Here is a 12190-nt window from a genome sequence, read left to right on the forward strand (position 1 = left end):
CATATCGCAGTGCTTACGATTATAAGGCTTGGTTAAGGGGATAATTGTTAATTGGAGAAAATCATTCACAATATACAGCTGTAAAGGAGCGGGATCATGTCCTTCTTTAGAACACTTTCCGTACGGGCAAAGGAAGACGAGTTGATGGACGATTTCTCCATGGGGGGAGAAGAATTGAGCGAAGCGCTCAAACATCTGAGAAGGCTGAACAAAATATTTGCTGCTCCCGCTCCAACCCGCGCAGGGGTGGAAAAGTTATGGAAAGCGATTGGCAGTCCAACTACGCTGACCCTTCTTGATGTGGGAGCAGGTTCAGGTGATGTGAACCAGAAGTTATTGCGCTGGGCGGACCAGAAGGGAGTTAAGCTTGAGATTACTCTGGTCGATCTGACAGAGGAGGCATGTGAGCAAGCGAGAAACCTTTTCCGGAATGAACCGAGAATCAAGGTTCGGCGTGCCGATGTCAAGGAATTGCCGGATGCCTCAGCAGACATCGTAACCGGCTCGCAATTTGTCCATCATTTTGAAGGAAAGCAACTCGTGGAGATGGTCTCGCATATGCTGCGTGCCTCCAAATATGGCGTTGTCATTAACGATATCCATCGGCATCCCATATCTTATGCGGCTGTCTGGGTAACCACTCGAATTATCTCACGCAATCGGTATATTCGTCATGATGGACCGCTGTCTGTTGCAAAAGGCTTCACGGGAAGGGATTGGCGAGAATTGAAACAGCAGTTGAACCATGACACGCTGACCTATGAATGGAAGCCGTTGTTCCGCTATTCTGTCGTGATACCCCATCAAGGGACGTTATCATAGCATCATTACATCAATAGGCAGTTATCATAAATGGACAATGAAAGGCGGGTGTTCTTACGTGTCTACACCATTGGATGCCATAGTCATCGGAGCGGGAATTGCCGGCAGTACCTGCGCGTTGCAGCTTGCCAGGCAAGGGCATCGGACACTGCTGCTGGATCGGCAGGAATTTCCACGTCACAAAACATGCGGTGAATTTATGTCACCTGAGACAACGGAGATGCTGGATTATTTGGGGATCAACCTTAGTGAACAAGAGATAAAGCCGAGTACGCTGGATCATGCCAAGATCATTATGCCTCAAGGCGGGGAGATCGTGGCGCCTTTGCCGGGATTGGCCTATGGGATTAGCAGATATGAGCTGGATCGGATTTTACACGAGCAGGCTACAGCCGCAGGCGTTGAGATCGTTACGAAGGCAACGATAACCAACATTCAGCAGTTAGATGATTGTAGCTATGAAATCGAAGCCAAACAAGGAAATGACCGAATTCAGTATCGAGCAAAAACCGTTATTGGAGCCCATGGCTCGAAGAAGCCGCGCGGGATGACCTCGCCAGCCGAGCTGCGGGATAAAACAGCATATGTTGGTGTCAAATCACACTATCGGGGGATCACCATTCCGCCACGGGTAGAGCTGTATTTTTGCAAGGGAGGATATGTCGGCATTTCTCCGATTGAGGATGGTATCGCAAATGTAGCTGCATTGCTGACCCTTGATATGGTGCGGGGAAGCGGCAAGTCTGTAGAGGATATTTTGCAGGCAGCATCCCTAACCAACGAAAGATTGGCCGCGAGGCTTGCTGAGGGAAGCCCAGTTCCAGGAACACAGGTCTCGATCGCACCACTCCATCTTTCCAATGTTCCTGAACCGTGGTCCCAATATCCTCATATTGGGGATGCGATGCTGATGATCCCTCCCCTGTGTGGTGACGGGATGTCCATTGCACTTCGTTCCTCACTGCTGTGTGCTGAATGGACTGACAGGTATCTTCAAAGGAAGATCAGCTTTACGCAATGGCAGCAAGAGTATTCGAAAGAAGCCAATCTTGAATTCTCCCGACTGCTCCGGCGTGCACGAAGAATTCAGAAGCTGGCTTTTGCCAAAACGAATAAATTCTATCCTGGTTTGGCCCGGATGGTCCCTGGTCTGGCGACTTATCTGGTTAAGGCAACACGGTTATCAGAAATCAATCTTGTCCATCGATCATAGATGGCAGTAAAGTGACATCCATAAAGTAAAATCCGTAGGAGTAGGGGGCGGCTTATGCCTGCCTCTTTTTGTTGTTTCTTTGCCAATTTTGACGAGACCGTTTAGAAATCTGCCAAATACTCGTATAATAGAATCTAATTGTAGCTATAGAGACAAGAGTCTGATTTGAATTCGGGAGGCATTATTTTAAGATGAACTATTCATTTTCCAACCGGATTGCTGCATTGCAGCCATCCATCATTCGTGAGATCCTGAAGGCTTCTTCGGGCCAAAATGTAATTCCGTTCTCTGCGGGGAATCCCGCTCCGGAGACGTTCCCTATTGAGGCGATTCGCACATTTACTCAATCGATTCTGGAACAGGACCCGGTAACAGCACTGCAATACGGAATTACCGAAGGCTATGCCCCGCTGAGGGATACATTGACTACACATCTGAAGACAGGCTTTGACACGGGCAAAGCATCGGATGAACTGTTCATTGTATCTGGAGCACAGCAAGGAATTGAACTTGCTTGTAAAGTATTCTGCAATGAAGGCGATACGATTATCTGTGAGAGCCCGAGCTTTATCGGTTCACTGAACTCTTTCCGGGCTTCAGGTGCAAACCTGGTCGGCGTTCCGATGGAGACGGACGGTATGGATATCGGGAAGCTGGAGCATGCCCTGCAAACTGAGCAGAATGTAAAGATGATCTATGTGATTCCGAGCTTCCAAAACCCTACAGGTTTTACCACCAGCCTGGAGAAGCGCAAGGCAATTTATGATCTTGCCAAGAAGTATGGAGTTATGATTCTAGAAGATAACCCATACGGAGAACTTCGGTTTCGTGGAGAAGATGTAGCGACAATTAAGTCGATGGATGATGAAGGTCTGGTTATTTACGTAGGTTCCTTCTCCAAGATTCTGTCCGCCGGCTTGCGTGTTGGTTATGTTCTGGCACCTTCCGAGGTTGTTCAGAAGATGGTTGTTGCCAAACAGGGAGAGGATGTACATACAGCCATGCTGCCGCAGATTCTGGCACACAAGTTCATGACTGAGTATAACTATGCAGAGCATATCAGCAGTATCCGTGCGATTTATCGCAGGAAGTCTGCCTTGATGATTGACAAGCTGCAGGAGCATATGGGTGAGTCCATTACCTTTACTCAACCGGATGGAGGGCTGTTCCTCTGGTGTGATCTGCCGGCTCATATCCCGATGCTGGATTATGCCAAAACAGCTGCTGCGGAAGGTGTAGCGGTTGTTCCGGGAACAGCTTTTCTCGTCGATGAGAACGAACCCTGCAATGCCATCAGACTTAATTTCTCAACACCTTCCGATGAGCAAATTGTGAAGGGCATCGAAATTCTGGGACAGGTTCTGCACAAATTCTAATTGGAGGCATATTTCATGAATCAACGTTTTCGGATCACTCGATCCATGCAAGAAAATAACGAGGAGCAATCCATATCCTTGGAAGAATGCAAACAGTATTTTGTATCCAAACCGGACTTCACGTACTCACCTGTTCTTACCGTCCAGGGACCGGAGAGCGTCATGTCCATCGATGGGGATTTCTTCATGTGGACGTATGAGAACCTGCAGATTCCATTTCGTCTGTATATGGGAGATCTGTATGTTGCCATTGTCAACGAAGCTGTCGTTCCGCAAATGATTGAAGTTGCAACGGATTTGCGAGCCGATGTGGTTGAAGGGTAAGCAGAGGCTTGGAATGAAGTCATCCGTCCAATTGTAACCATAAAAGTGTCGGGAGAGTCGCCAATCTGGCGACTTTTTTGCTCTGAATCTATTCGTCAGTTTGCTTATTGAAATATTCAATCGATGGGGAATTGACGCTTAGGACCTGTTCGTGATAATTTATATAAATCACAAAATCCAATAAATCCAATGAGGGAAAGGGGTTTTACGCAATGTCGTCGATCGTACTTGCTGCCGCCGAAGATATTCGAAGCGAGGATTCGGAACTTTTAATCAAGGAGCTAAGCGAAGAACTGGGATTGTTATATGGCGGCGATGGGACAGCGGGATTTCAGCCATCCGATGTGGAGACACCGCGAGCAGCCTTTATTGTCGCGCGTTTGGATGGATATCCGGTAGGCTGCGGAGCCATCAGGCCCCTTGATGATACATCTGTGGAGGTCAAGCGTATGTATACACGTTCGGATTTCCGTCGTAAAGGTGTGGCCCAGGCCATTCTGGCCGAAGCAGAACGTCTTGCGCTCGAATTCGGCTACACCAATCTGAAGCTGCAGACTGGCCCCAAGCAGCCTGAGGCGGCGGCCCTTTATGAAAGAGTTGGGTACTATCGGATACCGATTTTTCACGGGGATTGGGATCGAGTGCTTGCTTATCAGAAAGATCTGGCACTCAGTGCAACCCACAGAAACGAACACTCCTCATTGAACGCATAGATATCATCTATAACAAACGAACCGAAATCTCTTGTCAACAGCCAGAGATTTCGGTTCGTTTTTTTGGTGTGTGAAAAGTTATGGAATCAAGAATATCTAAATTATTTACTCTTTTATAACAGAGGCATTTACAGCGTCTTCCATCTGATTATTGTAGGTACGGAATAAGCCAAGGCGCCAAAAGGCTGCCCCTTTTAGATCATACCGCTTGGCAAGACCCAGTTTATCATCTATGGAAGATGAGGTTTCACTATTTAAGCTAATACCGAGCAAAAGCTTTTGTTTGGAAACGCCAGCATCTAACGCAAGCTGGATGGCCTGATCCACAAGACTGTTTGGCTCAGGAACCTGCGATTTGGTGCCGACCGGATTATATTGGTAAGCCATAATGATGATGTCGTCTGCCAACGAAGCGAGCGTTTTGTAATCATAGCCTTTATATGCACTATTTAATGGAGGTACAGCCAAAGATAAAGCGATGTCTTTAGGCAAGGAATCCTTCAATTGTTTGACATAATTGTTCAGCAGCTTCTGCTGCTCTACTGCGTCTAGCTTAAAACCTAGTCCTTCAAAATCAAGAACAACCCCTCCAAAACCATTCTCAGCTATGGCAGCAGTTATGCCCTCAATGGACTTCTGGCGCATGCTGCTGTCACTCAACACCTTGGTCAGTTCCCCGTTTCCATCCAAAGAATAAACCATAAGATACGGTTTAATACTCTGTTTCGCTGCATCAGCAACGATGGATTTAGGTGTAACGTCACCGGCAGCAGCAGGAATTTGATACTCATCACCCTGAAGCGTAAATTGACCTTCACGATCGATGCGACTCCAGCTAAAAGCGACGGAGTTCATGGATGGTACCAAATCGATTTCCTTATAGGATTGCAGCGCATAGAAGGCTCTCAAATGCATTTCACGTTGAGGTGAAACAAGAGAGACGGTACGAGTTGACTGGTTCCAGCCTACATTAACACCGAACTGACTACTGAACGAACTAAGTGGAATAAGCACACGACCTTCCCGCTGAACGGGTGGCGCTGCGAGCTTAACTTTTTCTCCATTGACGGTTGCTGTGGTGCTTCCCACTTGAAGAAGGACTTCTGTCGCTTGACCTTTTACCTTTCCAATCGCTTTCACGGTTTGCGCCTTACTGTTCCATGTAATGCTAATTCCCAGGGCTTCGCCAACCGTCCGGAAAGGGACATAGGTAACACCTTTATCAATCAGAGGGGCTGCATCGAATTTCAGAGGAACATCATCTAGCAAGACCGAAATGGCCGGTGCAGCATAGGCATCATTAAGGTTTGCAGTGGTTCCGAGTAAGGATATGGCAAGAATAGTGGCAGCAGCAGTCTTTCCTATTCGTGTATGTAACATGTTTTTTGCATTCCTCCAACTCATCAAATATAGTAGAATTGCATCTCATCTGAATCGTAATCTAGCATAAAATAGTATAGCAAAATTTTCATAGAGTTCCAATTACAAGATATGATGGGTTGAAGTAAATACGCAAAGAAACGGAAATTCGTACAATTTCGGTTTCTTTGCGCATAATCGCATTTCCATTTTTTTATTCTTAAAGGGAATGAAATCAGAGGAAGTTGAATGCTCATTTTACAGCTGTGGTATTACCCATTTTATTCGTATCGGCAGCCAGATTCGCTGCTTCTTCCTCCGCTTTGAGGATCGAGAAATAACCAAGTATATCCCCGATCACGTTTAACGTTAGTCCGATTTTAGCTAATTCCAAGGAAGTTAGCTCCTCATTCATCAGGTTATTTCTTTTGCCTTTGGCCACGACGTCACCCCGAGAATCAATTTTATTTCAACATATGTTAATCATGCTCTGTATACTTATGTATACGCCTAATTGTTGGATTAAATGGGCGGAGCAATAATTGTCCCTTCGGACAGAAACTTCTGATTTTCTATTTAGTTCGAAGGATTTATATTGGCAGGGTAGTAAATCATAGGCTGGAATATTAACGAATGATATTATGAAGAGTAATAATTAAACCAGCGATATTAATTTTAGTCAGGAGGAGGAGAATGCTATTGGACTTCCGTGAAAAATTAGAGCGTTACGCAGCACTCGTGGTCAACGTGGGTGTTCATGTTCAGAGGGGACAAACGCTTGTCATAACCGCGCCAATATCGGCTGCTCCGTTTGTTCGACTTGTTGTGAAACATGCTTATGAGGCCGGCGCTCATGATGTCTATATCGAGTGGAACGACGATGAGATTACGCGTTTAAAATATGAACTTGCTCCTGATTCGGTGTTCCACGAATATCCGGTGTTCCGTGCAGCCGGTTGGGAGACTTTTGCCGAAAATAATGCTGCTTTCTTGACGATCACGGCACCCAATTCCGATCTTCTGCATGGAATAGATCCACAGCGGATCATGAATCTGAATGCATCCAAAGGTAAGGCATTAGCCAAATTTCGCAGCTACGGCATGTCCAACAAGGTCAGTTGGTCTATAGTTACGGTTCCATCAATGGCTTGGGCTTCCAAGGTGTTTCCTCATGTTGTCGAGGAGCATTTGATTGATACGATGTGGGAAGCTATCTTTAACGTTACGCGGATTAATTCGGCTGATCCCGTTGAGGCATGGAAGACACATCTTGAGCTGCTTAGAAACAAGACGGATCAGCTTAATCGTAAAAAGTATCGAGCACTGCGATACCGTGGACCTGGTACGGATCTGCGGATAGAATTGTCGCCTAAACATATCTGGGTTAGTGATGCAGATAACATTAATGAAAAGGGTGTTTCATTTTTGGCAAACATTCCGTCAGAAGAAGTATGGACTGCCCCGTTAAAGCAGGGGGTGAACGGCACGGTTCGCAGTACTAAGCCCCTAAGTTATGAAGGATATCTAATTGATGATTTCTCCTTGACGTTTGAAAACGGGAAAATTATTAATATTCAAGCAACGCAAGGGCTTGAGGTGCTAAAAAGATTAATTAGCATCGACGAAGGTGCGGCCTATCTGGGCGAGATTGCGTTGGTGCCGCATCATTCCCCGATTTCAGAATCAGGGCTTGTTTTTTACAACTCTCTCTTTGACGAAAATGCATCCAACCATCTCGCGATCGGTAATGCTTATCCATTCTGTCTTGAGGGAGGGAACGAAATGACTGAAGTGGAAAAGGCGGCAAACGGTGTCAACTCAAGCCTCATTCATGTCGATTTTATGATTGGATCGGCTAATATGGACATTGACGGAGAACTTGCAAATGGTGGCTTGGAACCTGTGTTTCGTAACGGTAACTGGGCGTAGAATTAATAATCATAGATCAATAATTGGTAATAAAACGGAGGAGGATTCAAATGTCACCCAGAAACATTCTGAAGGACCAACAAATGAGAAAGGAACGCATTGAGCATATCCTAAATTCAGCCTTACAAACCATGGCGAAACGTGGGATTGATTCAACCAATATTAAAGATATTGCCAAGGAAGCAAAACTTAGCGTAGGCAATATCTATACCTACTTTACTTCGAAGGACGAAATTTTCAGTGAGGTTCTGCGTCGAGGACAAACGATGTATGGGAGGACTATTGCACAAATAGCAGACATGGATATAGATCCTCGTGAAAAACTATTCGAGATTAGCAAAGGGTGGTTATCAAACGAGAGTAACTGGGCCTTCACCATCATGCTCCAAAGTATACGAACAAATCATGCCGTCAGCACTGAAATAAAACAAGCTGCAACCCAGAGATTTACGGACAATCTGGAACCTTTGGCAGAGATTTTTCGCCAAGGACAGGAGGCGGGCGGCATCATACAAGGAGATATTCGACAACTTGCATTTTATTTTGTAAGTCTGATTCAAGGTCTGACCTTGCAGCTCGCTCCCGGTTATGAAATACAAGTAGATATTGACCCCCAAAAAATTGTTCGACTTTTTATGGAACCAGAAACAGTGGTATCAACCGCTGGTCTATTTGAAGGGAATAACGATTTAAGTTACATAAATAAAAAAATGTTTGACAGGTAAGAAATGGTATTGGTAATATATCGTATAACAAAACGAACCAAAATTCACTTTGTTGATTTGCAATCGTAGAGATTTACACTGCCCCGCTTCATTTGCAGTGGAAAGGGGTAAATCTCTTTTTTTTGCCTCAAAACCAAGTAAACATGTAAGTATTATTGATTAAATGTGAAAGGGTGTCTTTAATGTCTGGGGATATGCTTATGATCAGTGACCTGAACAAAACGTTTGTCGCCCCTGTAGGCGAAATCATTGCGTTAAACAACATTCAGCTCAAAGTTCGAAAAGGTGAATTAGTAACTATCATTGGTCCGAGCGGATGTGGAAAAAGTACTTTGCTTAAAATTGTGGCTGGCTTAGATACACAGTATACGGGAACCGTGTTGCTCAACGGCAAACCGATTGCAGGCCCCAGCATAGAGAAAGGATTCATTTTTCAAGAGCCACGGCTATTTCCATGGTTAACGGTGGAGAAAAACATTGCAGCCAATCTCTCTCTTAGAGATCCGAATGTCCGCCGAAAGGTGGAGGAACTAATTGAACTGGTCCGTTTAAAAGGGTTTGAAAAATCATATCCTCGTGAATTGTCAGGAGGTATGGCACAGCGCGTCGCCATTGCCAGAGCTTTGCTGCGTAACCCGGATGTATTGTTGCTGGATGAGCCTTTTGGAGCGCTCGACGCATTTACTCGGTCTCATTTGCAGGAAGTACTGCTTGATATTTGGCAACGCAATGGAACAACAATGTTGTTTGTAACCCACGATCTCGATGAAGCCGTCTTCCTAGGGGAACGAGTCGTCATTATGAATCCGCGTCCAGGTCATATTCGGAGTATTCTCTCGATTGATTTACCTTTTCCTCGAAAAAGATCAAGCAGTGCATTTCAGGAGATGCGGAGACTGGTATTAAATGAGTTCGAAAAAGTGGATGAGCCTTTATATGATGTAGGCGGCGGTATATAGCATTGTCCAAAGGATAAGAAGAATGTACAGCATATTAAAGGGAGAGTGGTTTATATGAAAAAATCTCATCTAGTTCTTGTTATGGTGCTCGCGTTGTCTTTATTGACTATGGCTTGTGCATTCAAAAGTTCAAATGAAAACGCAAGTGGTTCAGGCAAGAGACAAAATGTAACCGTCAAAATTGGGATTCAGGGAAGTGGGGGCTTATTCGGTAAAGCACGTGAAGAAAAATGGTTTGAACAAGAATTTGAAAAAACAGGGGCCAAAGTGGAGTGGATTGAGTTTCAGAGCGGACCGCCCATGACAGAGGCTATTGCTTCCAATAAGCTGGATATCGCCAGCCTTGGGAACATGCCAATTATCGCAGCACAAGCAGCGAATATTCCTTTCAAAATCGTATCGCAAGTTCTAGACGGAAAAAATAACGTTGCAATTATTGTACCTGCCGGTAGTACCGCCAAGTCACTTAGTGACTTGAAAGGCAAGAAGATTGCCGTGACAAAAGGAAGCAATGCATATAACTTTCTATACCGTGGCTTGGAGAAGTCCGGTTTAACAGATAAAGATTTTGAAATCATTCAGCTACAGCCCGACGAGACACAGTCTGCGTTTGAAACCGGCAGTGTGGATGCCTGGGCGACATGGGACCCTTACATTACACTTAATACCTTAACGGGAAAAGGAAAAGTGTTGTCTGACGGAGAGCAGCTTGGCGTATTGTCTCCTTCGTTTACGATCGCGGGATCTGATTTTGCAGAGGAGCATCCAGAGCTTGTTACTCTGTACTTGAAGGTAGTTAATAAAGCATTGAAGTGGGAAAGCGAGCATGAAACCGAAGCGATCGACAGATATGCAGCTGAACGTAATGTTCCTGCCAGTGTTATTAGTGGGACATTCGAACGTTCCCGGATGATTAACACGCCAGTTAATGAAGATATCGTAGATGAAATGCAGCAAACAGCGGATTTTCAATATAAAGTGAAGAACATTCGGAATCAGGTTGTGATCAAAACTATAACGGACAATCAATATATCGACGCAGCTCTCAAGGATCCACTGAAATAAACATAATGACCCTATAGAAGAGAGGCGTTCACTAGATGCAAATGCGTGCGGAAAAGGCGGTTATCCCGCCTTTAATTCAAAAGAAGAATTCGGTTAAGAGGAGAAAGCTTTACTTAAGAGCTAGCAATATGGTACTAGGGCTTATCGTTCCGGTGTCTTTGTTAATCGTGTGGGAGGTAGCCGGGGCTATGGGGTATTTGAACCCGGTGCTGCTTCCAACGCCAAGCAGCATATGGAAAGAGCTTGTCAGCATGACGGAGACGGGTGAACTTGTGAGGCATTTGGGCATATCGACGTGGAGAGCTCTACTTGGTTTTCTAATCGGAGGCGGTCTTGGTCTAAGCATGGGCTTGTGGGTCGGATTTTCTTACAAGACAGAGCGACTGTTGGACCCTTCTTTTCAAATGCTGCGGACGCTGCCGCACTTGGCCATTGCCCCCTTGTTCATTTTGTGGTTCGGTTTCGGTGAAACTTCAAAATTGCTGCTGATAGCCAAAGGCTCTTTCTTTCCACTGTATGTTAATACTTTTCTGGGTATCCGATCCGTTGACAGCAAGTTATTTGACGTAGGAAAGGTGCTGCAATTCAGCAAATGGCAGATGATCACGAAGTTAATTCTTCCAGCATCTCTGCCGAATATCTTTCTGGGGATACGTTTATCCGTCAGTGTCGCCTGGCTGGGTCTGGTCGTTGCCGAATTGATGGGTTCTAGTGCAGGCTTGGGATATCTGATCAATGATGCTAGATCGTTCTCACTCACCACTGTAGTGTTCGTGGGAATCATTGTTTTTGCTGTCGTCGGCAAACTGTCAGATTCCATCATTAAGCTTCTGGAGGCGAGAGCACTACGGTGGCAAGACGGTTTTAAAGGAGAAGAAGCAAAATGAGCAAGCTGGAGATTGGTAAACAAACCGAACGAGCAGGAGATTGGCTGAGCAGAATTCCGGGTCGTCTTCACGGGTGGATTATTCCGTTGGCTATTCTCCTCATCTGGGAATTGGCTTCTGCCCTTCAGCTGGTTTCAGCGACCATGCTACCTGCTCCTTCCAAGATTGCAGAGCAGTTCATCCGTCTAATCTTGAACGGCGAGTTGCTGGAACATCTCGGGATCAGCTCCTATCGAGCGGGCTTGGGTTTTCTGCTTGGAACAGCTACCGGGCTCATGCTTGGTCTATCTACAGGGCTTGGGAAATTAGCGGAGCGCACACTTGACCCCTCATTACAAATGCTGCGGATGATCCCGCTTCTTTCCCTCATTCCATTATTCATTTTATGGTTTGGTGTAGGAGAGTTTTCAAAAATTCTAATGATCTCGCTAGGTGCGTTTTTTCCTGTTTATGTGAATACATTTCTCGGTATACGAAACGTTGATATGAAGCTGATTGAAGTCTCCCGGATTTACCAGTATTCAAGATGGGAGCTACTTGGCAAGCTCATTATCCCTGCGGCACTTCCTAATATTCTGCTAGGAGTGAGACTGTCTTTGGGCGCGGCGTGGCTAGTCCTTGTTGTGGCTGAAATGATGGGAACCAGTGCAGGCGTCGGCTACATGATACAGGATGCTCGTGCTTACTCACAAACGGATATTGTATTTGTCGGTATTTTAGTCTTTGCGGTTGTAGGCAAGCTCTCGGATTCGGCTGTGCGACTGCTTGAAGACAGATCGCTAAGCTGGCGAGATACGTTCAAGGGATAATCCAAAAAT

General features: G+C 45.5%; 13 protein-coding genes. 11 read left to right on the top strand and 2 right to left on the bottom strand.

Features of this window, described 5'->3' with window-relative positions:
• Positions 1-96: 96 nt before the first annotated feature.
• The 5 genes from BLS14_RS04865 to BLS14_RS04885 all read left to right on the top strand — a co-directional run bounded on the left by BLS14_RS04865 (position 97) and on the right by BLS14_RS04885 (position 4448).
• The gene (locus tag BLS14_RS04865; RefSeq protein ID WP_063565099.1) at positions 97-822 is read left to right on the top strand and encodes an SAM-dependent methyltransferase; all 726 of its coding nucleotides are present in this window, start codon (positions 97-99) and stop codon (positions 820-822) included.
• Positions 823-880: 58 nt separating this feature from the next.
• On the top strand, positions 881-2035 hold the full coding sequence (locus tag BLS14_RS04870; RefSeq protein WP_256336149.1) for an NAD(P)/FAD-dependent oxidoreductase: 1155 nt from the start codon (positions 881-883) through the stop codon (positions 2033-2035).
• A gap of 191 nt (positions 2036-2226) precedes the next feature.
• On the top strand, positions 2227-3411 hold the full coding sequence (locus BLS14_RS04875) for an aminotransferase-like domain-containing protein (RefSeq protein WP_063565097.1): 1185 nt from the start codon (positions 2227-2229) through the stop codon (positions 3409-3411).
• Positions 3412-3426: 15 nt separating this feature from the next.
• Positions 3427-3735, top strand: a complete 309-nt coding sequence (locus BLS14_RS04880) for a hypothetical protein (RefSeq protein ID WP_090949825.1) — start codon at positions 3427-3429, stop codon at positions 3733-3735.
• Positions 3736-3947: 212 nt separating this feature from the next.
• Complete coding sequence (locus BLS14_RS04885) at positions 3948-4448, top strand: GNAT family N-acetyltransferase (protein WP_090949827.1); 501 nt, start codon at positions 3948-3950, stop codon at positions 4446-4448.
• A gap of 105 nt (positions 4449-4553) precedes the next feature.
• Here the strand turns inward: BLS14_RS04885 and BLS14_RS04890 are convergent, their stop codons facing one another.
• Together BLS14_RS04890 and BLS14_RS32460 are read right to left on the bottom strand one after the other, a co-directional pair.
• Positions 4554-5828, bottom strand: coding sequence for a stalk domain-containing protein (locus tag BLS14_RS04890; RefSeq protein ID WP_090949829.1), 1275 nt, complete (start codon positions 5826-5828; stop codon positions 4554-4556).
• A 232-nt stretch (positions 5829-6060) separates the two neighbouring features.
• Entirely contained in the window at positions 6061-6201 is a 141-nt protein-coding gene (locus tag BLS14_RS32460; RefSeq protein WP_157258453.1) for a hypothetical protein, read from the bottom strand.
• Between the two features lie 305 nt (positions 6202-6506).
• Here BLS14_RS32460 and BLS14_RS04900 point away from each other — a divergent pair, with 305 nt between their 5' ends.
• From BLS14_RS04900 to BLS14_RS04925, 6 genes are all read left to right on the top strand, one after another.
• Positions 6507-7736, top strand: a complete 1230-nt coding sequence (locus BLS14_RS04900) for an aminopeptidase (protein ID WP_371121426.1) — start codon at positions 6507-6509, stop codon at positions 7734-7736.
• Between the two features lie 50 nt (positions 7737-7786).
• Entirely contained in the window at positions 7787-8461 is a 675-nt protein-coding gene (locus BLS14_RS04905; protein WP_064638507.1) for a TetR/AcrR family transcriptional regulator, read from the top strand.
• A 182-nt stretch (positions 8462-8643) separates the two neighbouring features.
• Entirely contained in the window at positions 8644-9420 is a 777-nt protein-coding gene (locus tag BLS14_RS04910; protein WP_079696121.1) for an ABC transporter ATP-binding protein, read from the top strand.
• Positions 9421-9474: 54 nt separating this feature from the next.
• Positions 9475-10485, top strand: a complete 1011-nt coding sequence (locus BLS14_RS04915; RefSeq protein WP_090949835.1) for an aliphatic sulfonate ABC transporter substrate-binding protein — start codon at positions 9475-9477, stop codon at positions 10483-10485.
• Positions 10486-10526: 41 nt separating this feature from the next.
• Entirely contained in the window at positions 10527-11372 is an 846-nt protein-coding gene (locus tag BLS14_RS04920) for an ABC transporter permease (RefSeq protein WP_072733481.1), read from the top strand.
• Complete coding sequence (locus BLS14_RS04925) at positions 11369-12181, top strand: ABC transporter permease (protein WP_090949837.1); 813 nt, start codon at positions 11369-11371, stop codon at positions 12179-12181. The genes BLS14_RS04920 and BLS14_RS04925 overlap by 4 nt, the downstream gene beginning before the upstream one ends.
• The last annotated feature ends 9 nt before the right edge of the window (positions 12182-12190 follow it).

The organism is Paenibacillus sp. OK060 (assembly GCF_900101205.1).
Taxonomy (GTDB): domain Bacteria; phylum Bacillota; class Bacilli; order Paenibacillales; family Paenibacillaceae; genus Paenibacillus; species Paenibacillus marchantiae.